Source organism: Burkholderia sp. M6-3, assembly GCF_050858985.1.
Classification (GTDB): Bacteria; Pseudomonadota; Gammaproteobacteria; order Burkholderiales; family Burkholderiaceae; genus Paraburkholderia; species Paraburkholderia caledonica.
In genome coordinates this window covers 201,294-227,945 of sequence record NZ_CP110090.1, presented here as the reverse complement: position 1 = coordinate 227,945, position 26,652 = coordinate 201,294, and the positions used below count along the sequence as shown (strand labels likewise).

Here is a 26,652-nt window from a genome sequence, read left to right as displayed (position 1 = left end):
TTGTAAAAGCTCAATGTGTCCGCACCGGGTGGGACAACCCACGCAAAGCATAGAACCCGAGCACTCATTCGAACCGTTCTAAACAAACCGGCGAACGCGAAGCACATGCTTTGCCCTATAATCGAACGATCGTTCTTAAACGTACGAGCGGCCCTATGCGCGGGCTGTCAGCTTCGGCACGGCGCAAGCCGCATGCCGCTACACTCGTCAACAGCCGGGCGTTTTGCGCACCGGTCAGTCAATCAGGAGACCCGCACTATGGCATTGCCCGCCGTTCTACAAAATCTGGCGTTGCCTGTCGTCGCCTCGCCGATGTTCATCGTCAGCTATCCGGAGCTCGTGCTGGCGCAGTGCAAGGCCGGCATCGTCGGTTCGTTCCCCGCGTTGAATGCGCGCCCTGCCGAACTACTCGACGAATGGCTCACGCAACTGCAGGCGCAACTCGCCGAACATAAGGCGGCGAATCCCGACTCGGTGATCGGACCGATTGCCGTCAACCAGATCGTCCATCAGTCGAATACGCGGCTCGAACATGACGTGCGGGTCTGCGTCGAGCACAAGGTGCCCATCTTCATTACGAGTCTGCGCGCGCCGGCGCGCGAGATTGTCGATGCGGTGCACAGCTACGGCGGAATCGTGCTGCATGATGTGATCAATCTGCGGCACGCGCAGAAGGCGCTGGAAGCGGGCGTGGACGGTCTGATTCTGGTTGCGTCGGGCGCGGGCGGTCATGCGGGCACGACTTCGCCCTTCGCGCTGGTCGGCGAAGTGCGGCGCATTTTCGACGGCCCGATCGTGCTGTCGGGATCGATTGCGAACGGCGGCTCGATTCTCGCCGCGCAAGCCATGGGCGCCGACCTTGCGTACATGGGAACGCGCTTCATCGCGACGAAAGAGGCGCATGCGGTGGACAGCTACAAGCAGGCTATCGTCAATTCCACCGCGTCGGACATCATCTACACGAACCTGTTCACGGGTGTACACGGCAATTACATTCGCGAGAGCATCGTCAACGCCGGGCTCGATCCGGACGCGCTGCCCGAATCGGACAAAACCAAGATGAACTTCGCGAACGACAAGGCGAAGGCGTGGAAAGACATCTGGGGCGCAGGCCAAGGCGTCGGCCTGATGGACGACGTGCCGAGCGTGAGCGAGCTGGTCAAGCGTCTCACGAAGGAATACGACGACGCAAAGGCGCGACTCGGTATCCGGCGCTGACTTCGTCGAGGGTTGCCGGGGGTGGCGGGGGTGACGGCGCCCGCTGACGGCCGCGGCAGCCCGCCTGCAGTCCGCCGCGCTCGCTACATATTCCGACGATACTGCCCGCCCACTTCGAACAGCGCGTGCGTGATTTGCCCAAGCGAACAGACGCGCACCACATCCATCAGCACAGCAAAGACGTTTTCGTCGTCGATCACTGCGCGTTGCAGCCTCTCGAGCGCGGCCGGCGCGGCATCGCGATGCCGCGCCTGGAAATCGCGCAGACGTTTTAACTGGCTTTGTTTCTCTTCTTCTGTGGAGCGGGCGAGCGCAATTGGCGTCGGCGCTTCATGCGGCTTCGCGCTCAAAAAGGTGTTCACGCCGACAATCGGATACGAGCCGTCATGCTTGCGATGCTCGTACAGCATCGACTCGTCCTGAATGCGCCCGCGCTGATAACCAGTCTCCATTGCGCCGAGCACGCCGCCGCGCTCGGTCAGCCGGTCAAATTCGGCGAGTACCGCTTCTTCGACGAGGTCCGTCAGTTCGTCGATCACGAAGCTGCCCTGATTCGGATTCTGATTCTTCGCCAACCCCCATTCGCGGTTGATGATCAACTGAATCGCCACCGCGCGTCGAACCGACTCCTCGGTGGGTGTGGTGATCGCTTCGTCGAACGCATTCGTGTGCAGCGAGTTGCAGTTGTCGTAGATCGCGATCAGCGCTTGCAGCGTGGTGCGGATATCGTTGAAGTCGATCTCTTGCGCGTGCAAGCTACGGCCCGAGGTCTGCACGTGATACTTGAGCTTCTGGCTGCGTTCGTTCGCGCCATAACGCTCGCGCATCGCGATCGCCCAGACGCGCCGCGCAACGCGGCCGAGCACCGTGTATTCCGGGTCCATGCCGTTGGAAAAGAAGAACGACAGATTCGGCGCGAAGTCGTCAATCGACATGCCGCGCGCCAGATATGCCTCGACATACGTGAAGCCGTTAGCGAGCGTGTAGGCGAGTTGCGAGATCGGATTCGCGCCGGCTTCGGCAATGTGGTAGCCGGAGATCGACACCGAATAGAAGTTGCGCACGCGGTGTTGGACAAAATACGCCTGAATATCGCCCATCACCTTGAGGCTGAACTCGGTCGAAAAAATACAGGTGTTCTGGCCTTGGTCCTCTTTCAGAATGTCGGCCTGCACAGTGCCGCGTACATTCTCCAACGCCATGCGGCGCGTCTCGGCGAGTTCGTCCTCGTTCAGCGCACGGCCCAGTTGCTGCGCCTGACGCGCGATCTGCTGATCGATCGCGACGTTGAAGAACATGGCGAGTATGGTCGGCGCGGGGCCGTTGATCGTCATCGACACCGACGTCTGCGGCGCGCACAGATCGAAGCCGTCGTAGAGCGCATGCATGTCGTCGAGCGTCGCGACCGACACGCCCGAGTTGCCCACCTTGCCGTAGATGTCGGGGCGCTCATCCGGCTCTTCGCCGTAAAGCGTGACCGAGTCGAACGCGGTCGACAGACGCTTGGCCGGCATGCCCTCGGACAGCAGCTTGAACCGCCGGTTGGTGCGCGACGGATCGCCTTCTCCAGCGAACATTCGCGTCGGGTCTTCGTTCTCGCGGCGGAACGGAAAGACGCCTGCAGTGAACGGAAAGTAACCCGGCAGATTGTCGAGCATCAGCCAGCGCAGAATCTCGCCGTGGTCGACGAATTTCGGCAACGCGACTTTGCGCAGCCGTGTACCCGATAAGGTCGTGGCCGTGAGCGCGGTGCGTATCTCGCGGTCACGAATGCGGACCACATGATCATCGCCCGAGTAGGCGGCGACAGTTTGCGGCCACGCGTCGAGCAGTTTGCGCTCGCGCTCGCCGAGTGCTGTGGTGCGTTGCTCGATGAGCGCGTCGAGCGAGGCTAGCACATCGTCTGCATTGTGCTCGTCTGCGCTGGCTTCCCCGAGCATCCGTCGCGCTTCGACGAGTTGCCAGCGCTCGCGCGCAACGCCGGCTTGCTGATCGACCCGCTCGCGATAAGCGTGGATGTTCTGCGCGATTTCCGCGAGATAGCGCACTCGCGCGGGCGGCACGATCGCATGGCGACCGCTCGAAAAGCGCACGTCGGCTGCAACCGACAAACGGCCGCCTCCTGAGCGCAGGCCGTGCTTGCGCAGCGCTTCGGCGATGTACTGGTAAAGCGCGGTCACGCCGTCGTCGTTGAAATGCGAAGCGATCGTGCCGAACACCGGCATTGCCTCGGGCGATTTTGCAAAGTCGGCGCGGTTACGCTGCACCTGTTTCGCGACATCGCGCAACGCATCTGGCGCACCTTTACGGTCGAACTTGTTGATCGCCACGGCGTCGGCGAAGTCGAGCATGTCGATCTTCTCCAACTGGCTGGCCGCGCCGAATTCGGGCGTCATGACATACAGCGATTCGTCGACGAACGGCACGATGGCCGCGTCGCCCTGACCGATCCCTGACGTTTCCACGACGATCAGGTCGAAGCCGGCCGCCTTGCACAGCGTCAGCGCGTCGGGCAGCGCGTCGGAGATTTCGCTCGATGCCTCGCGCGTCGCCATGGAGCGCATATAGACGCGTGCGCCGCCGCCCCAGTCGCCGATTGCGTTCATGCGGATGCGATCGCCGAGCAGCGCGCCGCCGGACTTGCGGCGCGACGGGTCGATGGCGAGCACGGCGATGGTCAGCGTGTCGCCGTAATCCAGCCGGAAGCGGCGGATCAGTTCGTCGGTAAGCGACGATTTGCCCGCGCCACCCGTGCCGGTAATGCCGAGTACGGGGATTTGCGCTGCCTGAGTAAGAGCGGAGAGCTCCGCGCGCTTCGACGACGCGACGCCGCCCGTTTCGAAGGCACTGATCAGTTGGGCGAGCCGGCGGAACACGAGCGAGCTCGCGTCGCGCAAATCGGCGCTGCTTGTTTCGCTCCTTACCTGCGCGCTCGAGCGCAGGTGCAACAGAGGTTGACCAGTCACGCTGGCGAGCCATTCGCCGACTGCGCCGGTCCGCGCTGTGGCGTCCTCGCGGGCCGCTGCCGAGCAGCGCGCGATCATGTCGTCGATCATTCCTTGCAGGCCAAGCCGCTGGCCGTCGTGCGGCGAATAGATCTTTTCGACTCCGTAGTTTTCCAGCGCGACGATTTCGTCGGATACGATCACCCCGCCGCCGCCGCCGAACACCTTGATGCGCTCACCACCTCGCGCTCGCAGCAGATCGACCAGGTAGCAGAAGTATTCGTTATGGCCGCCCTGGTAGCTCGACACCGCGACGCCGTCCGCGTCTTCCTGCAGCGCGGCGGTCGCGACTTCATCGACGGAACGGTTATGGCCTAGATGGATGACTTCGACGCCGCTCGCTTGCAGGATGCGACGCATGATGTTGATCGACGCATCGTGGCCGTCGAACAAAGCTGCGGCGGTGACGAAGCGCAAGCGCCGGCCCGCGGGCAGCTCGTGGCTGGCGGCGCGCTGCGGCGTGGACAGATCGGTCATGTCTCCCCCAGATCGTTACGCTGTTTGCGTGTGTGGGTGCTGGCAACCAGTATAACGAAACGGATGGGCGCGGCTCCGGCGGTTTGCGGCTTGGGGCGCTTGCCGACGGGCTTTGCGAGAGCGCTATCTCACGGCCAGCGCCTCGATCTGTTCGAGCGACGGCCACAGCGACTCGTTCGCAAACCGCTCCGCGAGAAAGTCCACGAACGAGCGCACCTTCGCGGACAAATGGCGCCGGCTCGCGTACACCACATGAATCGGCAACTCGCGAGGCGGCACTTCATCGACGAGCACAGGCACGAGACGCCCTTCTGCCAGATCGGCGCCGATCACCTCGGTGCCGAGCAGCGCGATGCCCGCACCGTGCAGCACCATCACGCGTTGGGCCTCGAGATGATTGACGATCAGATTGCCGGACAGGCGCACGCGCGCGGCTTCGCCGGTGGCTTGCAGGACGTCGAGCGCCGTCACGCCCGTGTATTGCAGAATGTTGTGGCGCGCGAGATCGGCGACTGTCTTCGGCGTGCCTCGCCGGCGCAGATACTCCGGCGACGCGCACAGCAGCAGATGCGCCATCGCGATCTGCCGCGCGATCAGCGACGACGACTTGAGGCCGCTCGGCGAAGCGCGGATCGCGACGTCGAAGCCTTCGTCGATCAGCTCGACCACACGGTCCGACAACGTGATGTCGACGGTGACCTGCGGATACTGCGCGGCGTAGTCGGCGACCGCGGCCATCACGTGACTCAGCCCGAATGCCGACAGCGACGACACCCGCAAGCGTCCTTGCGGCACGACGCTCGCCGCCCCGACGACCTGCTCCGCTTCCTCGAGTTCGGTGAGCACCTGACTCAGGCGCTCGTAATATTCGCGGCCCGCCTCGGTCGGCGCGACCCGGCGCGTGGTGCGGTTCAGCAGGCGCGCGCCGAGTTGCTGTTCGAGATGCATCACATGCTTGCTCGCCATCGCTGCCGACATCTCCATCCGTTCAGCCGCGCCCACGAAGCTGCCCACCTCGACCACTTGTCGGAACACTTTCATGCTGACGAGGGTGTCCATCCGAATCGCTCGCTATAGGAATTAATCGGCGTTATTTTGCCCGGTTTATCAAAGAGACGATGGCGAAACGACTGGCCGGAGTCGCGTTAGAAGTCGGAAAAGACCAAAGCCCGTGTTCCGTGAGGAACGCGGGCTTTGGAGGTTGTGAGCATGGGGCCAGGCGCGCGGCAGTCGCCGCCCGCCGGCCGGTTCAGCTACGCGGCGACGCCTAGAACTTCGCGCGCAAGCCGACGCCGTACGTATTGCCGCTCGACTGGCTGGTGATATGGTCGTACAGGTAAGCCGCGTACACGTCGGTGCGCTTGGACAGCGGGTAGTCGTAGCCGATCGCCGCGGTCTGGCGCGTCTGGTCGAAGCCGCCACCGTCGCGCGAATAAGCGTACGACGCCATCACCGAGCCCGGACCCGCCGGCACGGTTACGCCGCCCTGCGCGGTGTTCACGTGCCAGCTCGTCAGCGTCTGGTCGTTGTGCGTGTACATGTACTGACCAAACAGCTTCACATACTTGAGGTCATAGGAGACGCCGACTTGCGCGACGCTCTGCGCCTTCAGGCCCGGCACGCCCGAAGAATCGAAGCTGCCCAGGTCTCCCGGCGTGTTGTTGAAGTTCACGTACTGATAGACCGCGGTCGCGGCGAACGGGCCGTGGAAATACAGAACCTGGCCGCTCCACTTCTTCGCGCCGTTCTGCGTCGTGTTACCCAGCGCATACATTGCGCTCGCCGACAGGCCGTTGAAGTTCGGCGACTGATATTGGACCGCGTTATTCCAGCCCGAGTCGCCGGTCACGCCTTGGTCGGTCGAGTAAGTCGGGAAGGTGCCGAGCCCGAGATACACGTGATAGACCATCGGCGAGAAGACGTAGGAGTCGATGAACGGGTTGAACAGGATCGTCGACACGAACAGTTCGGTGGTCAGCCGGCCGGCCGTAACCGTGCCGTACGGCGATTCGATACCGACGTACGCGTTACGCGAAAACATTGTGTCGCCGGTGAAGCGGCCGTACTGGCCGTTCTGCGCGCGGAAGAAGCCTTCCAGTGTAAAGATCGCCTTGTAGCCGTTGCCCAGATCCTCAGCCCCTTTCAAGCCCCAGTACGACGTCGACATACCGCCGCCGGACACCTGCACAGACGTCTTGCCGCCGGGAAATTTCTGCGCGCCGACCCATTCGTCTACCTGACCGTAGAGTTGCACGCTCGACTGCGCGAAAGCAGACGATGCACTGGCCAGCAAAGCGGCACACGCGGTTGCCTTAAGGGTGGTCTTCAGCGCACGGCTGATGCCTGTTTTCATGGATTCTCCAGTCTTTGTCAAAAGGGGTGTGGCTGTGCGAAAGGGCAAGCTCGCGCGAACCGTTGTTGTTGTCCGTTCAATCGTCGAGCCAATCTGGGCGGGGACCATCTTTGCGGACCATTTTTATGAACAAAAATATCGCTGGTTATTGCGGGTATATCGGTCTGATTAGTTTTGTCGCTTATCGGCCTGCTACAGACCTCAACGCGTGCATGTTCGCGGCGCCGCGACAGACGCGTCGGCTCGCGCGAAGCTGCGCGCCCTATGCGCAAGGCGCACGATAACGCTTCAAATGACATGGTGATGACGCGCCGCCGCATAACCGCCCAAATTTGACGACGGGAGACGGCCAGCTGCCGAGTGTTTTCAAAAAAGTGTGGCGTCGAAACGTCACATTGCGCCCGCGGTTTTGGGGTGAGTTAAAGCGTAATGCGGGCGCCAAGCCAATTGAAAGGCGCGTAAATTAACAGAGCTTGGGGCAACGGGCGTTGCCGACGACTGGACGCGATGCGAACCGGCGCCGTGGGTCTGCTGGGAGATTGACTAACACGCGAATTAACGCGCAGCCCGGGCGGGCCTGGTTTCCAGCTTAGTTTCGGTAGGGAGAACTCTCGGGCGGGCGGCTGTCGTCGCCTTGGCGCTGAACGGCGCGCAGTGCACCGCGTTCTTCGTTATAGCGCGCGACGTCGGCCCGGATCGATCCCGAGCGAACCGGCGCGTTGGGCTGCGGCCGCTGTCCGGGGCGCGACTCTGCGCTAACGGGTTGAATGACGCCGACATACGGTATGCCGCCGCGGCCGTCGCCCGGATATGCGCCAGGTCCGGCGACGCGATGCATGCCTCCGCCCAAAGCGCCGGAGGGGTCGAGGCTACGCTCGATGTTGCGACCAACGTCGCGGTTCACGTAATTGCCGTGACCATAGCTGTCAGCACCGAAGCTCGCGCCACCGTGCGGCATGCCCGGTCCTTTTGCATAGGCGAACGAGCACAGCGCGACGATTACCGCGCCCCACGCCAGGTGCTTCGTTCTCGACAACCCGTCCACCAGTGACTCACTTGCCCGAAGACTTGCCTGAAGCCCACCGTTCGAGCTGCGATGGACTTGTTGAGGGACTGGCGCGGGCGCTGCGGACAGGTCGCAGCGCAGAGCATCCCGACGGCCTTTGATCGGTAATTTATGGTCACCGGCAGAGGGTGTCGAGCCAAAAAGTGTTAGGCCTCGGCTGCTCTTGTAACACGTTGTTACTGCGACGTTTTTCTACGACACAACCCTTGCTAAAACCGCCTTAAAAGCAGCAGCCGGTTGATCGGAATTCCTTCGCGAAAGGCGAAAGTGCAACGATGCAAAATGTCTCCGAATCACGATTAACCAGGGGGCAGCGCATCTCACTCGCGGGATGCAACTCGTGGGTGTGCGCACGCAGCGATCGGCGGTCCATAAGCGCAATCAGGCGCACCGAGAGAATGCACCGTACTCATTAATCGATTCGGCAAATGAATTTGCCGTTTCAATCGGTTTAGACGGACAATAGGGGTTTTCCATAGCACCGACGCCGCAGCGCTTTCGCGCACGCGCCTTGCGTGCAGTCCCGCATCACCGATTTCGAGAATCCGACATGGCCCGCCCGAAACTGCTTCCCGATAACTTCACCCTCTGCCTGGTCGGTACGGTGATACTCGCCAGCCTGCTGCCGGTTCACGGACAGGCCGCCGCGGGATTCGACTGGGTGACGAACATTGCGGTCGGCCTGCTTTTCTTCCTACACGGCGCGAAGCTTTCTCGGGAAGCGATTGTTGCGGGCGCGACGCATTGGCGTCTGCATGTGGTCGTACTGCTCAGCACGTTCGCGCTGTTTCCTCTGCTCGGCCTCGCGCTTAAGCCGCTCCTGTCGCCACTTGTCACGCCTGCGCTCTACGCCGGGATCCTCTTCCTCTGCACGTTGCCGTCGACGGTTCAGTCCTCTATCGCCTTCACGTCCATCGCCAAAGGCAACGTTCCGGCCGCGGTTTGCAGCGCGTCGGCCTCGAGCCTGCTCGGCATCTTCATCACCCCCGCACTCGTCAGTGTCCTCGTGACGAATCAGGCCGCGGGCGCTAGCTCTCCTTGGCACACCGTGGGCAATATCGTGCTGCAGTTGCTTGTCCCGTTCGTGGCGGGGCAACTGCTGCGCCCGCTGATCGGCAAGTGGATCGAGCGGCATCGCGGCGTGCTGAAGTTCGTCGATCAAGGTTCCATTCTGCTGGTCGTGTATGGCGCGTTCAGCGAGTCCGTGACGGAAGGGCTTTGGCATCAGATCCCGCTCTCCGCTTTGGGCGGTGTGCTGGTCATCAGCGTGGTGCTGCTCGCGCTGGCGCTGGGTATGACGATTTTCGTCAGCAAGCGGCTCGGCTTCAGTCGTGCGGACCAGATCACCATCATCTTTTGCGGCTCGAAGAAAAGTCTTGCCGCCGGCGTGCCCATGGCCAAAGTCATCTTTGCCTCGCAGGCGGTCGGCGCGGTCGTTCTCCCGCTCATGCTGTTCCACCAGATCCAGTTGATGGTCTGCGCCGCGCTCGCGCAACGCTGGGGCGCTCGCGACACCAGCGGAGAAACCCGTGCAGCCTCGCGCGAGCGGGCTGCTGCCGCCGTCGCCCGCCGTTGAATACGCGCGCAATGCAAATAGGACATTCATAAGCGCCCTCCCTGAGCGTCGTTTTCCAGAAAAGCCGCCTCGCGCGGCTTTTTGTTATTTCACGCTCATCGGCGACGGTTGTCGCCTCGGCCAGATGGCATAGGCGGCTTCCTGGGCGCCTCCTGGCCAACTCCTCAAAGCGCCTGCACACAGCGCACGACCGCGTGCGAAGACTGCCCGCAGTCGAACGCACCACACCAGTGCAACGCTTCACTAAAAGTTCACTTAATTCTCCGCAGCGCAGGTCGATAAGCCGAAGGTCCATCGCTACGTCAACCTGCCATGCAACTTCGCTCGCCCTCCGGAATCGCCGCGCCGCGCATCGAGGACCTGATTGCCCGGCGTGATCTATCCGCCGTATTCCAGCCGATCATCGACTTCGACGACGGCGCGATTCTCGGCTACGAAGGCCTGATTCGCGGGCCGGCCGGCACATCGCTCGAGACGCCATTCGCGCTCTTCTCGCAAGCGCTCGTGGAAGGCTGCACGATCGAACTCGAACAGGCCGCCGCGCGCGCTTGTATCGACGCGTTTGCGAGACTCGGCTACGACGGCAAGCTGTTCCTGAACTTCAGCGCAGGCGCGCTTCGGCGTCTGGCCGCCGTACCCGACGACACACTCGCGCTGCTGCGCCATCGCGGCGTCGATCCACAGCGCATTGTCATCGAGTTGACGGAGCAGAGCATGATTCCCGACGTCGGCAGTTTCCTGCCGGTGATCGCTTCGTTGCGCACGGCAGGCGCGCAGTTCGCACTCGACGATTACGGCACCGCGAATGCGAGCATGAATCTGTGGGTGCGACTCCAACCGGACGTCGTGAAAATCGATCGCTTCTTCATTCACGACATCGCCTGCGATCCCCTGAAGTTCGAGGCCGTTCGCGCAATGCAGCACTTCGCGAGCGCAAGCGGCGCGCGCCTCGTGGCCGAAGGCATCGAGAACGAGGCCGATCTGATCGTCGTGCGCGACATGGGAATCGGCTGCGGGCAAGGCTTTTTCTTTGGCCGTCCGCATGCGCAGCCGGCAAGCAAAGTCACCGACGACGCCCGCGACGCCTTGCGCGCAGGCCACATCGCCGTGTTTCCCGAAGCGACGCGCACGCTCGGCGGCGCGTCGCCATCGGGCGGCATGGCCTCGGAAAAGATGCTCGTGCACGCGCCCGCATTGCCGCGCCAGGCAACCAATAACGACGTGCTGGAACTCTTCAACCGTCTGCCCGATCTGCACGCGGTCGCCGTGGTCGAGCATGACGAACCGGTTGCGCTGATCAACCGCCGCAGCTTCATGGACCGCTACGCGTTGCCGTATCACCGGGAGCTGTTCGGCAAGCGGCCATGCCTGCTCTTCGCGAACGCCTCGCCGGTAGTGATAGAGAAATCGATGACCGTCGAGCAGATGGCCAAGCTCCTCGCAAGCGACGATCAGCGCTATCTCGCCGATGGCTTCGTCATCACCGAAAACGGCAAGTACGCGGGACTCGGCACTGGCGAGAACCTCGTGCGCGCGGTCACCGAAGTGCGCATCGAAGCGGCCCGTTACGCCAACCCGCTGACCTTCCTGCCGGGCAACATCCCGATCAGTTCGCACATTGCGCGGCTCGTCGACAATCACGCCGGCTTCTACGCCTGCTATGTGGACCTGAACCACTTCAAGCCTTTCAACGATCAATACGGCTACTGGCAAGGCGACGAGGTACTGAAGTTCGCCGCTGCGGTGCTCGCCGAGGTCTGCGATCCGACGCGCGATTTTCTTGGCCACGTGGGCGGCGACGACTTCCTCATCCTGTTTCAGAGCGACGACTGGCGCGACCGCGTGCTGCGCGCGATTCACGTGTTCAACGAGGGCGCGCAGCGCTTCTACGCGCCAACCGATCGTCTGGCTGGCGGCATTCACGGCGAAGACCGGCGCGGCAACCCGACGTTCTTCGGCTTCGTCACGATGGCAATTGGTTGCGTGCGCGTGGAGCCGGAGCCGACCGGCGGCGCGTCGCTCTATAACAGCGAGGAAATCGCCACGGTCGCGGCGCTGGCCAAGCGGCGGGCGAAGCTCGAATCAAGTGGATTCGTGCTGATCGACGCCGAAGAAAGCGTGGCCTTGTTGCGCGGGCAATCAGAAGCCGCGGTGACGCCCGCCGATTGACGACGTTGCGCCGGCCGTTTGGAAGGCCGCATTCCCAGCCTTGATTACCGTTATGACGCAAGCTCACGACGCCATGAAACGCGTCTGATGTGCACGCGTTTAGTATTTTTACTAAACAACAAAATACAAAAAAGGCCAACAACTACGGGTATTTACGGGTGCTATCTACGACGCTCTGACGCTGTTTGACGGCCGTTTTACTATACAATCCCCCGGACCCAAACACATGCGGCCGCTCTGCCTCGGCTGCCTGCTTCGATGGCGATAACCATCCGCGACGTCGCGCGTGCGGCCAGCGTGTCGATCGGCACCGTCTCACGCGCACTGAAAAACCAGCCGGGCCTGTCCGAGGCCACACGCGTGCGCGTGGTCGAGGCCGCGCGCGAACTGGGCTATGACGCGGGCCAATTGCGTCCGCGCATCCGCCGTCTAACGTTTCTGCTGCACCGCCAGCACAACAATTTCGCCGTCAGCCCATTCTTTTCGCACGTCTTGCATGGCGTGGAAGACGCCTGCCGGGAGCGCGGAATCGTGCCGTCGGTGCTGACCGCCGGTCCCACTGAAGACGTCATCCAGCAGATGCGCCTGCATGCGCCCGACGCCGTAGCGATCGCCGGCTTCGTCGAACCCGAGACGCTTGCCATGCTCATCGCCATGCAGCGTCCGCTCGTGCTGATCGATCTTTGGGCGCCGGGATTGCGTTCGGTGAATCTCGACAACGCCGGGGGCGCCGCGCTTGCGATGCGGCACCTGTTCGAACAGGGGCGCAAGCGGGTGGCGTTCATCGGCGGATCGCTCGCACACTTCAGCATCGCGCAGCGCGCACTCGGTTATCGGCGTGCTTTTTTCGAAGCGGGGCTTCTGTTCGACCCGTCGCTCGAAGTCACGATCGACGCCGGACTCGACCCCGACAGCGGCGCGGCCCGGGCGATGCAGCAACTTCTCGATGCGCCCGGCCCACGCCCCGACGCCGTGTTTGCCTACAACGACGCTGCCGCGCTCGCGGCGCTGCGCGCCTGTTTCGCGCGCGGTGTGCGGGTGCCGGAGGACATCGCCATTATCGGCTTCGACGACATTCCCGCCGCCGCTCACGCCACGCCGCCGCTGTCCACCATTGCGGTCGACAAGGAAGCGCTCGGCCGCCGCGGCGTCGAGTTGCTGCTCGAAGACGCGCCGGCCGAAACAGAAGTCCGCGTGCCCGTTCATCTCATTGCCCGTGCCAGTACTTTGGTGAAAACGCCATGACGCTATCCGCTACGCCTCCTTCCGCCAACGGCGCGCCTGCCGTGCCGGCCGTCGCCAGCTTTCGCAGCCGCGAGTTTCTGCTCTCCCATGTCGAGGACACGCTGCGCTTCTACGCGCCCCATGTGTTCGATCCGAGCGGCGGCTTTTTCCATTTTTTCCGCGACGACGGTTCCGTCTACAACAAAACCACGCGGCATCTGGTGAGCAGCTGCCGCTACGTTTTCAACTACGCGATGGCGTATCGGCAATTCGGCGACCCGAAGCATCTGGAATATGCGCGCCACGGCCTTCAGTTTCTGCGCGACGCGCATTGGGACGCGCAGCACGAAGGTTACGACTGGGAGATCGAATGGAGCGACGGCAGGAAGCGCACGCTCGACGCCACGCGCCACTGCTACGGCCTCGCGTTCGTGCTGCTCGCGTACTCGCATGCGGCGATGGCCGGCATCGAGGAAGCGAAGCCGATGATCGGCGCGACCTTCGAGTTGATGGAGCATCGCTTCTGGGACGCCGCCGCCGGTCTCTACGCCGACGAGGCATCGCCCGAATGGCGTGTGACTTCATATCGCGGGCAAAACGCGAACATGCACACCACCGAAGCCTTGCTCGCCGCGCACGAAGCGACCGGCCACCTGGTGTATCTGGACCGCGCCGAGCGCGTCGCGTCGAACATCACGCTGCGTCAGGCAAAGCTGTCGCAAGGGCTCGTGTGGGAGCACTTTCATGCGGACTGGTCGGTGGATTGGCACTACAACGAGGAAGACAGCTCGAACATTTTTCGTCCGTGGGGTTTCCAGCCCGGGCATCAAACGGAATGGGCGAAGCTGCTGCTGATTCTTGAGCGCTATCGTCCGCTGCCCTGGCTCTTGCCGCGCGCAATCGAACTGTTCGACGCCGCAATGACGCACGCATGGGACGAAGACCATGGCGGCCTGTATTACGGCTTCGGTCCCGACGGCACCGTGTGCGACCACGACAAGTACTTCTGGGTGCAGGCAGAAACTTTCGCGACCGCCGCGCTACTCGGCAAGCGCACCGGCAACGAGCGCTTCTGGGACTGGTACGACGAGATCTGGTGCTATAGCTGGGCACACTTCGTCGATCACAAATACGGCGCGTGGTATCGCATCCTCACCTGCGACAACCGCAAATACAGCGACGAAAAGAGTCCGGCCGGCAAGACCGACTATCACACCATGGGTGCATGCTACGAGGTGCTGACGCATGCGCTGGCCGACGGCTCAACCGCCGCGGCCGTCTCCACGGAGCACGCAAAATGAGCCACGTGTCCAACGAACTGCCCGTCTTCGTTTCGGCGGGCGATATCCTCACCGATCTCGTGCGCACGGGCGCCTCGCAATGGCTTTCGCGTCCCGGCGGCGCCGGCTGGAACGTGGCGCGTTGCGTCGCGCGGCTCGGCTTGCCGACCGCCTGCGCGGGCTCGCTCGGCGTCGACAATTTCTCCGACGAACTGTGGGACGCGAGCGTCGCGGCAGGGCTCGACATGCGCTTCATGCAGCGCGTCGAGCGCCCGCCTTTGCTCGCGATCGTTCATCGCACGCATCCGCCTGCGTATTTTTTCATGGGCGAGAACGGCGCCGATCTCGCCTTCGATCCCGCGCATCTGCCGGCAGGCTGGATGCAGCAGGTGAAGTGGGCGCACTTCGGCTGCATCAGTCTCGTGCGGCAACCGCTCGGCGACACGCTCGCCGCGTTGGCCGCCGAACTGCGCTCGCGCGGCGTGAAGATCAGTTTCGACCCGAACTACCGGAATCTGATGGAGCACGGGTACGAGCCCACGCTACGCAAAATGGCGGCGCTCGCCGACCTCATCAAGGTATCGGACGAAGACCTGCGCCTGCTCTTCAAGACCGACGACGAAGCGCATGCGCTTGCCCAGTTGCGCGCGATGAATCCGGCCGCCGCCGTACTCGTCACCCGTGGACCGGAAACGGCTCTGCTGATCGACGGCGCAGCGACTTTCGAGGCGCGACCGCCGCGCGTCGAGGTCGTGGATACGGTCGGCGCCGGCGATGCGTCCATCGGCGGCTTGCTGTTCAGTCTGATGACCGCTTCGCAGCGCGCGTGGCCGGAGCATCTGGCGTTCGCATTGGCGGCCGGCGCGGCAGCCTGCCGGCACGCAGGCGCGCACGCACCATCGCTCGATGAAGTAGTCGCGTTGCTGTAACGCGCGGGCGTTATCTTTCCGGTTGGACAGGCGCGCGTCGTCGCGAGGCGGCGCGCCATGGGGCTTCAGCCGAAGCGTCATTGCCGTGCTAGGATGAAATCACCAGAACCTTTGGAACAAGGAGCGACGCCATGGAGGACATCACCTACACCAAAGGCATCTACACGGCCACTGCGACGGTGAGAGAGGTCGACGCGGACACCTGGCAGGGCGTAGTCACACTCGCGCGCGACGAAGGCGAGGCGAGCCAGGACCAGGAAACCACGGTCTATGAAGTGGAAGCTACCTCGTCCACACCGGGCGAGGCGCTGGAAGAAGCGAAGGCGCTCGCTCATCGCATACTCGGGGAAATCGAACTCTAGGCAGACCGGCGCGGCGCATCTCGCGGCGCGCCACCTGAACGCAATGGTCGGAGGCGATCATGGTTGAGCAGCTCTTCCTCTACGGCGTGTACTCGATTCACGTCCGCCCAATCGAACTCAGCGGCGCGCGCTGGGACTCGGAGTACGAAATCAGGCATCGGGAGAAAGCGGTCAAGCCGTGGACGACCATCGGCGGCGACGACGGTTACGCCGACGAAGCACAAGCCATCGCTGCGGCACATCAGCAAGCCGTCGACGACATCGAGCACGGCGCAGGCATTCCGAAGCCGCGAGCATTTCCGTAAAGCAGAGCACCGGTCGCCCGTGCCAGCGTTAGCGCTTGTGCTACCGCTGGCAGGCATCGCAAACGGCATTTGAACGCGGCATTCAGGCGCGTTCAAATGCCGCAGAAGCGCCCCCGCCGCACCGCCACGGCGCAGAAAACGCACACCTTCTTTCGCTCCAGTTCGACGCGCTGAAGATCGCGCTCCGCGAGCGAGGCCGCGTGCTACGCTTGCGCCGTTTTCATCTCCACGAGTACGCGATGGCTACTGAACCGTCGGACCGTTTTGCCCGCATCGGACGGGAGAAAGTCAGCGCAGAAAATAGCCCTTCGCGCGGCAGCCGCGAATTGCGCCTGGACGATCGCGTGGTGATCGCGCACGGCATGCCGACGCGATTCTGGCAGGATCTTTATCACCGCGCGCTGGTGGTGCGATGGCCGATGTTTTTCGTCAGCCTCGCGGTGATCTTCCTGTTGCTGAACACCACATTCGCCGCGCTCTATATGCTCGGCAACGCGTCCATTGCCAACCAGTACCCGCCGGGCTTCGGCGGCGCGTTTTTCTTCAGCGTCGAAACACTGGCCACGGTCGGCTATGGCGACATGCATCCGCAAACGGTGTACGCGCACTGGATCGCGACGCTCGAAATCTTCGTGGGTATGTCGAGCATTGCGTTGGCAACCGGTCTGATTTTCGCGCGCTTCTCGCGTCCGCACGCGAAGATCATGTTCGCCCGCTACGCGATCATCCGGCCGCTCGACGGTCACATGACCTTGATGGTCCGCTCGGCCAACGGGCGCCAGAACGTGATCGCCGAAGCACATGCACGGCTACGCATTATGCGTCGCGAAACGACTCCAGAAGGTTATACGCTTCGCAAGCTTTACGACCTCAGACTCGTGCGCGACCAGCATCCGGTCTTCAAGCTCGGCTGGAGCATCATGCATGTGATCGACGAAACAAGTCCGCTTTTCGGCGAAACAGCCGAGACGCTGAAAGCGCGCGACACGTCGCTGCTGCTCACACTGGACGGCGTCGACGAATCGACGTCGCAGACCATGCAGGCACGCCACATGTGGACCTGCGATCAGATCTACTGGCAGTACCGCTTTGTCGACATCATGAGCGAACGGGACGGCGTGAGCCATATCGACTATTCGCATTTTGACGAGATCGTGCCGCTGGATGAAGCGCCTGTGAGAGCCGCCGTATCGAACGTTTGATCGGGCAAACCACGGGCCGAGCCATCGCGCGTATCGCCCCCAGGGCATACCCGTAGCCACCGTTCGCGTGGCATATCTATCTCAAAAGAGGCTTGAAACCGGGCGCTCCTCGCGCTCATTCGCTGACGCGCCAGCAAAGTAGAAAAAATCCACTCCGATTGGCGCTAAAAAATAGAGTCTCTTTCGCTGCGGCGCCTCGTCGGCCTGAGGACGCGCGCCGAAGATACAACAGCATCCATCACGTATGGGATTGGAGACTCACCTATGACCGCTCGCCTGCCCATCGACGGCACGCCCGCTCTTTCCGACTACAAGCTGTCCGACAATCTCACCGCGACGCGCGGCCGGATTTTCCTGACCGGCACCCAGGCGCTGGTGCGCCTCGCGCTCATGCAACGCTCGCTCGACCGCGCGCGCGGCATGAACACCGCGGGCTTCATCAGCGGCTATCGGGGCTCGCCGCTCGGCATGGTCGATCAGCAATTGTGGAAAGCGAAGAAACTGCTCAGCGCGAGCGATATTCGCTTCCTGCCCGCGATCAATGAAGAACTCGGCGGCACCGCCGTGCTCGGCACGCAGCGCGTGGAAGCGGACCCGGAGCGCACCGTCGAAGGCGTGTTCGCCATGTGGTACGGCAAGGGTCCCGGCGTGGATCGCGCGGGCGACGCGCTGAAGCACGGCAACGCGTACGGCTCGTCGCCGCACGGCGGCGTACTGGTCGTAGCCGGCGACGATCACGGCTGCGTGTCTTCGTCGATGCCGCATCAGAGCGACTTTGCGATGATGGCGTGGCACATGCCGGTCGTGAATCCGTCGAACATTGCGGACATGCTCGAATTCGGGCTGTACGGCTGGGCGCTGTCGCGGTTCTCGGGCGCGTGGGTCGGCTACAAGGCGATCTCGGAAACAGTCGAATCCGGGTCGACGGTCGATCTGGATGCGCTGCAGACCGACTGGAGCGCGCCGGAGGATTTCGAACCACCGACAGGCGGCCTGCACAATCGCTGGCCCGATCTGCCGAGCCTCACCATCGAATCGCGCATGCACGCAAAGCTCGACGCCGTGCGTCACTTTGCGAAAGCCAACAGCATCGACAAATGGATTGCGCCGAGCCCGCATGCGAACGTGGGCATCGTCACATGCGGCAAGGCGCATCTCGATCTGATGGAAACGTTGCGCCGCCTCGACCTGACCGTCGCCGATCTCGAAGCGGCCGGTGTGCGCATCTACAAAGTCGGCCTGTCGTTCCCGCTGGAAATGACGCGCATCGACACGTTCGTCGAAGGTCTTTCCGAAGTGCTCGTGATCGAGGAGAAAGGCCCGGTCATCGAGCAGCAGATCAGGGACTCTCTGTACAACCGCACGCAAGGCGCGCGGCCGGCCGTGATCGGCAAGCAGGCGCAAGACGGCAGCATGCTGCTCTCGTCGCTCGGCGAATTGCGGCCCTCGCGCATCTTGCCGGTGTTCGCCAACTGGCTCGCGAAGCACAAGCCGGCATTGGACCGCCGCGAACGTGTGGTCGATCTGGTCGCGCCGCAAATTCTCTCCAACGCCGCGGACAGTGTGAAGCGCACGCCGTATTTCTGCTCGGGCTGTCCGCACAACACGTCGACGAAAGTACCCGAAGGCTCGATTGCGCACGCGGGCATTGGCTGTCACTTCATGGCTTCGTGGATGGAGCGCGACACGACCGGTCTCATTCAGATGGGCGGAGAAGGCGTGGACTGGGCGTCGCATTCGATGTTCACGAAGACGCGCCACGTCTTCCAGAATCTCGGCGACGGTACGTACTTTCACTCCGGTATTCTCGCGATCCGTCAGGCGGTCGCGGCGAAAGCCACCATCACGTACAAGATCCTCTACAACGACGCCGTCGCGATGACGGGCGGCCAGCCCGTGGACGGCAGCATCTCCGTGCCGCAGATCGCGCGTCAGGTGGAAGCCGAAGGCGTATCGCGCTTCGTAGTGGTCAGCGACGAGCCGGAAAAATACGACGGCCATCACGATCTTTTCCCGAAGGGCACGACGTTCCATCACCGTAGCGAAATGGACACCGTGCAGCGCGAGTTGCGCGACACCGACGGCGTGACCGTGCTGATCTACGACCAGACGTGCGCCGCAGAAAAACGGCGTCGCCGCAAAAAGGGCGAATTCCCCGATCCCGACAAGCGCCTTTTCATCAACGAAGAGGTCTGCGAAGGCTGCGGCGATTGCGGCGTGCAGTCCAATTGCCTGTCAGTTGAACCGATCGAAACAGCATTGGGACGCAAGCGTCGCATCGATCAATCGTCGTGCAATAAAGACTACTCGTGCGTGAACGGTTTCTGCCCGAGCTTCGTAACAGTCGAAGGCGGCAAGCTAAAAAAAGCCGCGGGCGCAGCGTTCGATCCGCAAGCATTGGCTGAACGCGTCAACGCGTTGCGGCTGCCTGCGACGCAGCTCGATGCCGCACCGTACGACATCCTGGTGACGGGCGTCGGCGGCACCGGCGTCGTGACGGTCGGCGCATTGATCAGCATGGCTGCGCATCTGGAAGGCAAGAGCGCGTCGGTGCTCGACTTCATGGGCTTCGCGCAAAAGGGCGGCTCGGTGTTGTCGTTCGTGCGCTTTGCCGCACGCGACGAGTGGCTCAACCAGGTTCGCATCGACACGCAGCAAGCGGACGTGCTGCTCGCCTGCGACATGGTGGTCGGCGCGAGCGCCGATGCATTGCAGACGGTGCGTCATGGCCGCACGCGCATCGTCGTCAACACGCATGCCATTCCGAACGCGACGTTCGTGCAGAACCCGGACGCCACGCTGCATGCCGACGCGTTGATCGACAAGATGCGCCATGCAGCCGGCGCTGAACGCATGTCGACTTGCGACGCGCAGGCGCTCGCCACGCGTTTTCTCGGCGACACCATCGGCGCCAACATTCTGATGCTCGGTTATGCGTGGCAGCTTGGTCTCGTGCCTGTGTCGTTCGGCGCGTTGATGCGCGCGATCGAATTGAACAACGTGGCCGTGCAGATGAATCAGCTGGCGTTTTCCATCGGCCGGCTCGCTGCGGAAGACCCGGCCGCGCTCGAATCGCTGTGGCAGGCGCGGCACGCCGCGAAGCAGACGGTGCGCGTCGATACGCTCGACGAACTGATTGCGCATCGCGAAGGCCGTCTGCAAATTTACGGCGGTGCAAGCTATGTGAAGCGCTATCGTGCGCTGGTCGATGCTGCGCGCCGCGCAGAAAGCGCGGTCGACGCAAACAGCGAACGCGTGACGCGTGCGGTGGCTACAACGTTCTATCGTTTGCTGGCGGTGAAGGACGAATACGAAGTTGCGCGCTTGCATACCGATGCCGCGTTCCGCGAAGCACTCGAGGCGCAATTCGAAGGCGTGGCCGGCAAGGACTTCGGCATCAAGTTCAATCTCGCGCCGCCCGCACTCACGCGCGCGCATTCGGGTGCGAATCCGACGAAGAAAACCTTCGGCCAATGGATGTGGCCGGTCCTCGGCGTACTCGCAAAAGTGCGCGGCCTTCGCGGCACGATGCTGGACCCGTTTGGCCGCACGCTCGAGCGCAAAATGGAGCACGAACTCGCGGACGATTACGAAACCACGTTGCAGCGAGCGCTCGCCAAGCTTGACGCGGACAATCTCGACGACGTCGCGAAGCTCGCCGATCTGCACGCCCGTGTGCGCGGTTATGGCCATGTGAAGCTCGCGAATCTCGCGGGCGTGAAGCGGGGCGAGCGGGATCTCGCCGCGCGTCTGCAGATCGAAGCGGCGACGGGAGCGTCGGTTAAAAAATCGCTGGAGGAAGTGAAAGGCGCTGGGCAGTTGCGCGGCATTCCCGTGGTAGTGGCGAAGTAAGCGCTACGGCCGTCGGGCTTGCCACGCCTACAACAAAGCCGCTCGTGCGCATGCACGTAGCGGCTTTTTTTCCGCCTGGCGATTCCGCCCGCGCGCTAGCTTTTCGCCTGGGCATTCAGCAATGCCCTCACCTGCGCGACCTTTTCGCTATCGACCGGGGCGAGCCCGTTACCGCCGATGCGGACGCCCGACCCGAAGTGCACCGCTTCGACTCGGGTCCTGCTCACGAAGCCCGCAACTGCATCGACAGTCAGACCCGCGCCTGCCAGCACCGTGCACCGCGACCCCGCCGCCTGGCTCGCCAGTTCGCGAATCGTCGCTTCGGCATCCAGCACCGAAGGCTTGCCGCCCGAGGTCAGCACATTCGTCACCGCATCGAAACCGAGCAGCACGTCTAGCGATTTTTGATGATCGCGAGCTTCGTCGAACGCACGATGAAAAGTGATCGCGCGATCACCGGCGGCGTCGATCGCACGCGCAAGTTGTTCGCGGTCGATCTCGCCGTTCGCGTTCAACATGCCGATCACCACACCGTTCGCGCCCGCCGCCTTCACCGCTTGCACGTCGCGCAGCATCACCGCGAAGTCGTCGGCGTCGTAGACGAAAGAACGGCTGTGAGGGCGCACGATCACATTGACAGGAATGCTGACCGCATCGACCACCGCTTCGATCAAGCCGATGCTCGGCGTCAGCCCGCCCTCGCCCATCGCGGTCACGAGTTCGAGCCGGTCGGCGCCCGCTTGCGCGGCGAGCCGTGCGTCAGCAACAGTAGTGGCAATGACTTCGAGTAGAACGGACATGAGCGCAGCCGGGTGTCGTTGAAAACGACATCATCGCAGAAGCGCTATTCGTCGATCCAGTCGATGTCGCCGCACAGCACGCAAGTCTGCGCCCCGACGCTCGTCGCCACCGACAACGTCACGCACGGCAACGCTTCGTTGATCGACAGATACGGACGCGTCACATGCACGCGCTCGGGCGAGTTGATTGCATCGCGAAAGTACGGACGGCGCAGCCAGTTCGCGCCTTGCGCATCGGCAAGCGGCAGGAAGCGCGTTTCATGCGCCGCGCGATCCGCCCGCAGCACGACGTTGCGCCCCGCCTGGCGCCCTTTCGCGTCGAGCAGAAAGCAGCGCGCGGCGTGATCGAGCGCGAGAAAATTCCAGCACACTTCTTCGAGCGGCTCGCCTGCAGCAAGCCGCTCGGCCGCGCGTTCGAATGCGCGCAGATAGGGAGCGAGGCGGCTCGCGGTGCGGCGCTCGCGTGCTTCGGTCTGATCGCGATAACGTTCGGTTAGCTCGCCGATGCAGGTCGCCGCGTGCGTTGCGTCAGCGGCCCCCGGGTTCGGGCGCCCGAAGAAAAACCCTTGGACGAAGTCGGCGTTGCAGGCAAGCGCCATTTGCGCCTCGTGTTCCGTTTCCACGCCTTCGATAAGCACGAGCTTGCCCGCTTCGTGCAGCAACGCGACGAGGCCCGGCAGAATCGTTCCCATGTCGGCCCGGTGCGCCGCGTGCGACAGCATGATGCGGTCGAGCTTCACAATGTCCGGATTCAACTGCCAAATGCGCTCGACGTTCGAATGTCCCGCGCCGAAGTCGTCGAGTGCGATCAGGAAGCCCCGCTCGCGGAACTGACGCACGGCGTCCGCGAGACGCTCCAGATCTTCAGCGCGCTGCTCGAGCACTTCGAGCACGATGCGCCTTGGAGACAAGCCCAGGCGCTTGAGCGTAGCCAGTAATGCAGCGGACAGATACGGATCGGTGAGCGCGCCCGGGTGCACGTTGAGGAACAGCCACTCGCGCTCGGCGCCTAGCACCTTGAAATTTTCCAGATGCAGCGTCTGCGCGAGACGGTCCAACTGCAACACATCGCCCACGCGCGCCGCCTCGCCGAACACGTCGAGCGGCGAAACCGGCCGGTCGAGCATGTCGTGCGCGCGCAGCAAACCTTCATAGCCGACTGCCCGCATATGCGACAGACTGAAGATGGGTTGAAACACGCTGGTGAGCGTCAGCTCGCCGTGCTGCACCGAGAAGCGTTCCAGGCCGGACGTCATTTCGACGTCGAAACCGTGGCGCGCGCTGGCCGTCCTTTCCTGTTGCGCAATCGTCATGCAATCCTCTCACGCGAGAGCCGGGCCGGTCGAACGCGGGTGCGAACAACCCACGGCGCCATTGCTCCAAAATGTGCGTCATCGATATGGCTTAAGCAAGCTCCATGCGCGCGCTCGCGCACATAGCCATGTAACTCGCGTGAAAGATTGCACCGGCGGCATGGCGCGTGCGCCACCGCAGGGCGCGGACGCACCTTTAGCGTGCAGCGGGGACAAGCCGAGCTTGCGGAGCGCGACGCGGCCCTCGTGGAGTCGCTAAGCACGCAGCACGGGGCAGCCACGCTGCGCAGGTCAAACTCACAAGCTAAACTCGCGGTCTACGCCTGGCGCTGGCGCGGCGCACTCCGACGCGCCACATGCCGCTTGCGCGTCAGCCTTGCGAGGCGCGACGCGCCGGCGCATAAACCTTTGTCCGCCTCTCCGTTATCTTCCCAAGTCTCGTACCGATGGAAATTGTCTTCACCGTATTGATTCTTCTGCTTGCCGTGGCCGGGTCGGGTGTCGTGACCCGCCTCGCGCCCTTACCGCTGCCGCTGGTTCAGATCGCAATCGGCGCGATGCTCGCCTGGCCGAGGCTCGGATTGCACGTCACGTTCGATCCGGAAATCTTCATGATGCTGTTCATTCCGCCGCTGCTGTTCGCGGACGGTTGGCGCATTCCGAAGCGCGAATTTTTCATGGCGCGCCGCTCGATCCTGATGCTCGCGCTCGGCCTTGTCTTCATGACGGTGCTCGCCGTCGGCTACTTCGTGCATGCGCTGGTACCGTCGATGTCGCTGCCCGTCGCGTTCGCACTTGCCGCAGTGTTGTCGCCGACCGATGCGGTTGCGCTCTCCGGCATCGCAGGCAAGGGCAAGATTCCAGGCAGGCTCATGCACATCCTGGAAGGCGAAGCGTTGATGAACGACGCCTCCGGCCTCGTCGCGCTGAAGTTCGCGATCGCCGCTGCGCTCACCGGTGTCTTTTCGTTGCGCGACGCGTCGATCAGCTTCGTGATCATCGCGGCGGGCGGTCTCGCGACGGGCGCAGCGGTGAGCTGGCTCTTCAGCTTTATCGCGGTGCGCTTTCTGAATCTCGCCGAAGAAGGCGACCCTGCGCCCGGCGTCGTCATGACGTTGCTGATCCCATTCGCCGCATACCTGATCGCAGAACGCCTTGAACTGTCGGGAATTCTCGCGGCGGTCGCGGCCGGCATGATGATGAACTACACGACGCTTGCGACGTCCGGGCCGGTGGCATCGCGAGTGCGCGCGAGCAGTACGTGGACCATGATCGAGTTCGTCTTCAACGGAATGGTGTTCATTCTGCTGGGGCTGCAGTTTCCGCACATTCTCGGCCGCGCGCTGCTCGATGCGCATGAAACTAGCAACGTGCAAGTCGGGCTGCTGATCGGCTACATCGCGGCTGTTGCGGCGGCGCTCTACACGATGCGCTTTGTGTGGGTCTGGCTGCTGCGCTGGTTCGCGAGCCGCGGCGCAGCGCGCCAGGGCGTCGCGAACGCGGTACCGGGATTGCGCACGGTGGGAGTTACGACGGTCGCGGGCGTGCGCGGCGCCGTGACATTGGCAGGCGTGTTGTCGCTGCCGGAAATGCTGCCGGACGGCGCACCGTTGCCTGGGCGCGACCTCGCGATATTCATCGCGTCCGGCGTGATCCTGTTGTCGTTGGTCGTCGCTGTCTTCGCGTTGCCTCTGCTATTGCGCGGATGGCGCCGCGGCAAGGACCCGCATGCAGCGGAAGAAACGCTTGCACGTGTGATGGCCGCGCAAGCCGCCATTCGCGCTGTTGACGATGTGCATGACAAGGAGTGCGCGAATCTCGACGAATCCGCCTCGGCATATGCGGCCGATGTCACCGCACGCGTGATGGACATTTATCGCCGCAGACTCACAGCACTTGGGGAGGAGCGGGAACCGCGCGAGATGGCGCGGCGCGCCGATGCATTGGAATTTCGCATGAAGCTCTCGGCGATGCGCGCGGAGCGTCAGGTGCTTCTTAGCTTGCGCAGCAGTCAGGACATCAACGACGAGACGTTCAACAAGCTCATGCGCGAAGTGGATCTGTCGGAGACGGCGCTGACCGCGCGCAGGAAGTGAGCCGGCTACTGCTCGAGTTGCGGCGGCGGCCCTCGATTGAAGGTACGCGCGCCGCCGCCAAAACCGTTAGGCCACCGGGCCTTGCGCCGGCTTTCTTCTGAGAAGCGCGTAAAGAATGATCGCGCCGAAAGTCGCAGTACCGATGCCGCCAAGACCGAAGCCGCCGAGCTTCAGCGAGAAGTCGCCTGCGCCGAGTACCAGCGTGACAGCAGCCACGATCAGATTGCGGTTGTCCGAGAAGTCGACCTTGTTGACGACCCAGATGCGCGCGCCCGTCACCGCGATAAGACCGAACACCACAATCGAAACGCCGCCGAGCACCGGACCCGGAATGGTCTGGATGACCGCGCCGAACTTCGGCGAAAAGCCCAGCACCAGCGCAATCAGCGCGGCAATGACGAACACGAGCGTCGAATAGATTTTGGTCACCGCCATGACGCCGATGTTCTCAGCGTACGTCGTCACGCCCGTGCCACCGGCGAAACCCGAGACGACTGTCGCGAGCCCGTCGCCGAGAAATGCGCGGCCGATATAGCGGTCGAGGTTCTGTCCCGTCATTGCACTTACCGCCTTGATATGGCCAAGGTTCTCGGCGACGAGAATCACCGCGATCGGCGCGAGCAACGTCATGGCCCGCATATCGAATACAGGCGCCGTGAAGTGCGGCATACCGAACCAGGCAGCGTTAGCGACGATCGAAAAGTCGATCGGCTTGCCCATGCCGAGTCCGTTCGTCACGATTGCGTAGATCACATACGCCATCAGCAAGCCGACCAGAATCAGCAGACGCTGCAGCATGCCGCGCGCAAACACGGCAACGGCGCCGACGCACAGCACGGTGACCAACGCCATCCACGAATCGAAGTTGCTGCCGCTCACGCCGCGCACCGCAATGGGTGCGAGATTCAGTCCGATCACGCAGACGATCGCACCGGTCACGACCGGCGGCATCAGCGCTTCGATCCAGCGCGTGCCGACCGCCGACACGATCAGCCCGATGATCGCGTACACCACGCCGCACGCGATGATGCCGCCCAGCGCGAGGGGAATGTTCATATTCGGCCCGTGGCCGCCGTAACCCGTGACTGCGATCACGAGACCGATGAACGCGAAGCTCGAACCGAGATAGCTCGGTACGCGGCCCCCCACCAGCACGAAGAACAACAACGTGCCGATGCCAGACATGAAGATGCAGAGGTTGGGATCGAAGCCCATCAGCAACGGCGCGAGCACCGTGGAGCCGAACATGGCGACGACGTGCTGAATGCCCATCGCGAACATCTGCGGCCACGCGAGGCGCTCGTCGGTGCCGACGATGCGCCCCTCGACGGCGTCTGGCTGTACGCGCCAGCGGGGGAAATAGGAATCGGCCATCGCGGGGGTTCTCCTCTAGTCGGCGTTTTTCATGACTACGGCGCAAAAAAC

The 26,652-nt window shown here is 63.1% G+C and carries 18 protein-coding genes; 11 read left to right on the top strand and 7 right to left on the bottom strand.

Features of this window, described 5'->3' with window-relative positions:
• The first annotated feature begins 258 nt into the window (after positions 1–258).
• Positions 259–1,218, top strand: a complete 960-nt coding sequence (locus OH764_RS00945) for an NAD(P)H-dependent flavin oxidoreductase (protein ID WP_498847710.1) — start codon at positions 259–261, stop codon at positions 1,216–1,218.
• A gap of 83 nt (positions 1,219–1,301) precedes the next feature.
• Here the strand turns inward: OH764_RS00945 and icmF are convergent, their stop codons facing one another.
• The 4 genes from icmF to OH764_RS00925 all read right to left on the bottom strand — a co-directional run bounded on the left by icmF (position 1,302) and on the right by OH764_RS00925 (position 8,098).
• Complete coding sequence (icmF, locus tag OH764_RS00940) at positions 1,302–4,700, bottom strand: fused isobutyryl-CoA mutase/GTPase IcmF (RefSeq protein ID WP_498847709.1); 3,399 nt, start codon at positions 4,698–4,700, stop codon at positions 1,302–1,304.
• Positions 4,701–4,823: 123 nt separating this feature from the next.
• Positions 4,824–5,759: a LysR family transcriptional regulator gene (locus tag OH764_RS00935; RefSeq protein ID WP_498847708.1), complete on the bottom strand. Its 936-nt coding sequence runs from the start codon at positions 5,757–5,759 to the stop codon at positions 4,824–4,826.
• Between the two features lie 208 nt (positions 5,760–5,967).
• Complete coding sequence (locus OH764_RS00930; protein WP_498847707.1) at positions 5,968–7,053, bottom strand: porin; 1,086 nt, start codon at positions 7,051–7,053, stop codon at positions 5,968–5,970.
• A 589-nt stretch (positions 7,054–7,642) separates the two neighbouring features.
• Positions 7,643–8,098 (bottom strand): hypothetical protein, encoded by a 456-nt coding sequence (locus tag OH764_RS00925; RefSeq protein WP_498847706.1) that lies wholly within the window; start codon positions 8,096–8,098, stop codon positions 7,643–7,645.
• A gap of 571 nt (positions 8,099–8,669) precedes the next feature.
• Here OH764_RS00925 and OH764_RS00920 point away from each other — a divergent pair.
• The 9 genes from OH764_RS00920 (at position 8,670) to OH764_RS00880 (ending at position 21,018) form a co-directional block, all read left to right on the top strand.
• Complete coding sequence (locus tag OH764_RS00920) at positions 8,670–9,695, top strand: bile acid:sodium symporter family protein (RefSeq protein ID WP_498847705.1); 1,026 nt, start codon at positions 8,670–8,672, stop codon at positions 9,693–9,695.
• A 312-nt stretch (positions 9,696–10,007) separates the two neighbouring features.
• Entirely contained in the window at positions 10,008–11,864 is a 1,857-nt protein-coding gene (locus OH764_RS00915) for an EAL domain-containing protein (protein WP_498847704.1), read from the top strand.
• A 258-nt stretch (positions 11,865–12,122) separates the two neighbouring features.
• Complete coding sequence (locus tag OH764_RS00910; RefSeq protein WP_498847703.1) at positions 12,123–13,109, top strand: LacI family DNA-binding transcriptional regulator; 987 nt, start codon at positions 12,123–12,125, stop codon at positions 13,107–13,109.
• Positions 13,106–14,389, top strand: a complete 1,284-nt coding sequence (locus OH764_RS00905) for an AGE family epimerase/isomerase (RefSeq protein ID WP_498847702.1) — start codon at positions 13,106–13,108, stop codon at positions 14,387–14,389. Before OH764_RS00910 ends, OH764_RS00905 begins: the two co-directional genes overlap by 4 nt.
• On the top strand, positions 14,386–15,297 hold the full coding sequence (locus tag OH764_RS00900; protein ID WP_498847701.1) for a carbohydrate kinase family protein: 912 nt from the start codon (positions 14,386–14,388) through the stop codon (positions 15,295–15,297). Before OH764_RS00905 ends, OH764_RS00900 begins: the two co-directional genes overlap by 4 nt.
• A gap of 131 nt (positions 15,298–15,428) precedes the next feature.
• Positions 15,429–15,659, top strand: a complete 231-nt coding sequence (locus OH764_RS00895) for a hypothetical protein (RefSeq protein WP_027776714.1) — start codon at positions 15,429–15,431, stop codon at positions 15,657–15,659.
• Between the two features lie 59 nt (positions 15,660–15,718).
• Entirely contained in the window at positions 15,719–15,964 is a 246-nt protein-coding gene (locus OH764_RS00890) for a hypothetical protein (protein ID WP_498847700.1), read from the top strand.
• Between the two features lie 239 nt (positions 15,965–16,203).
• A complete protein-coding gene (locus tag OH764_RS00885) occupies positions 16,204–17,166 on the top strand; it encodes an ion channel (protein WP_498847699.1) in 963 nt (320 codons plus the stop codon).
• A gap of 264 nt (positions 17,167–17,430) precedes the next feature.
• Entirely contained in the window at positions 17,431–21,018 is a 3,588-nt protein-coding gene (locus OH764_RS00880; RefSeq protein ID WP_498847698.1) for an indolepyruvate ferredoxin oxidoreductase family protein, read from the top strand.
• A gap of 95 nt (positions 21,019–21,113) precedes the next feature.
• Here OH764_RS00880 and OH764_RS00875 read toward each other — a convergent pair whose 3' ends face one another.
• Complete coding sequence (locus OH764_RS00875) at positions 21,114–21,818, bottom strand: copper homeostasis protein CutC (RefSeq protein ID WP_498847697.1); 705 nt, start codon at positions 21,816–21,818, stop codon at positions 21,114–21,116.
• Between the two features lie 44 nt (positions 21,819–21,862).
• Positions 21,863–23,131 carry a sensor domain-containing phosphodiesterase gene (locus OH764_RS00870; protein WP_498847696.1) on the bottom strand — a complete coding sequence of 423 codons (1,269 nt, stop codon included), beginning with the start codon at positions 23,129–23,131 and terminating at the stop codon, positions 21,863–21,865.
• Positions 23,132–23,577: 446 nt separating this feature from the next.
• Here OH764_RS00870 and OH764_RS00865 point away from each other — a divergent pair, with 446 nt between their 5' ends.
• Positions 23,578–25,227 (top strand): cation:proton antiporter family protein, encoded by a 1,650-nt coding sequence (locus tag OH764_RS00865; protein WP_498847695.1) that lies wholly within the window; start codon positions 23,578–23,580, stop codon positions 25,225–25,227.
• 66 nt (positions 25,228–25,293) lie between these two features.
• Here the strand turns inward: OH764_RS00865 and OH764_RS00860 are convergent, their stop codons facing one another.
• Positions 25,294–26,601, bottom strand: a complete 1,308-nt coding sequence (locus OH764_RS00860; RefSeq protein WP_498847694.1) for a permease family protein — start codon at positions 26,599–26,601, stop codon at positions 25,294–25,296.
• Between the last annotated feature and the right edge of the window lie 51 nt (positions 26,602–26,652).

What these genes read in the sequence shown, in the direction of transcription:
- OH764_RS00945 (WP_498847710.1), top strand. Translation starts at nt 259, where the DNA reads ATGGCATTGCCCGCCGTTCTACAAAATCTGGCGTTGCCTGTCGTCGCC.
- icmF (WP_498847709.1), bottom strand. Translation starts at nt 4,700, where the DNA reads ATGACCGATCTGTCCACGCCGCAGCGCGCCGCCAGCCACGAGCTGCCC.
- OH764_RS00935 (WP_498847708.1), bottom strand. Translation starts at nt 5,759, where the DNA reads ATGGACACCCTCGTCAGCATGAAAGTGTTCCGACAAGTGGTCGAGGTG.
- OH764_RS00930 (WP_498847707.1), bottom strand. Translation starts at nt 7,053, where the DNA reads ATGAAAACAGGCATCAGCCGTGCGCTGAAGACCACCCTTAAGGCAACC.
- OH764_RS00920 (WP_498847705.1), top strand. Translation starts at nt 8,670, where the DNA reads ATGGCCCGCCCGAAACTGCTTCCCGATAACTTCACCCTCTGCCTGGTC.
- OH764_RS00915 (WP_498847704.1), top strand. Translation starts at nt 10,008, where the DNA reads ATGCAACTTCGCTCGCCCTCCGGAATCGCCGCGCCGCGCATCGAGGAC.
- OH764_RS00910 (WP_498847703.1), top strand. Translation starts at nt 12,123, where the DNA reads ATGGCGATAACCATCCGCGACGTCGCGCGTGCGGCCAGCGTGTCGATC.
- OH764_RS00905 (WP_498847702.1), top strand. Translation starts at nt 13,106, where the DNA reads ATGACGCTATCCGCTACGCCTCCTTCCGCCAACGGCGCGCCTGCCGTG.
- OH764_RS00900 (WP_498847701.1), top strand. Translation starts at nt 14,386, where the DNA reads ATGAGCCACGTGTCCAACGAACTGCCCGTCTTCGTTTCGGCGGGCGAT.
- OH764_RS00895 (WP_027776714.1), top strand. Translation starts at nt 15,429, where the DNA reads ATGGAGGACATCACCTACACCAAAGGCATCTACACGGCCACTGCGACG.
- OH764_RS00890 (WP_498847700.1), top strand. Translation starts at nt 15,719, where the DNA reads ATGGTTGAGCAGCTCTTCCTCTACGGCGTGTACTCGATTCACGTCCGC.
- OH764_RS00885 (WP_498847699.1), top strand. Translation starts at nt 16,204, where the DNA reads ATGGCTACTGAACCGTCGGACCGTTTTGCCCGCATCGGACGGGAGAAA.
- OH764_RS00880 (WP_498847698.1), top strand. Translation starts at nt 17,431, where the DNA reads ATGACCGCTCGCCTGCCCATCGACGGCACGCCCGCTCTTTCCGACTAC.
- OH764_RS00875 (WP_498847697.1), bottom strand. Translation starts at nt 21,818, where the DNA reads ATGTCCGTTCTACTCGAAGTCATTGCCACTACTGTTGCTGACGCACGG.
- OH764_RS00870 (WP_498847696.1), bottom strand. Translation starts at nt 23,131, where the DNA reads ATGACGATTGCGCAACAGGAAAGGACGGCCAGCGCGCGCCACGGTTTC.
- OH764_RS00865 (WP_498847695.1), top strand. Translation starts at nt 23,578, where the DNA reads ATGGAAATTGTCTTCACCGTATTGATTCTTCTGCTTGCCGTGGCCGGG.
- OH764_RS00860 (WP_498847694.1), bottom strand. Translation starts at nt 26,601, where the DNA reads ATGGCCGATTCCTATTTCCCCCGCTGGCGCGTACAGCCAGACGCCGTC.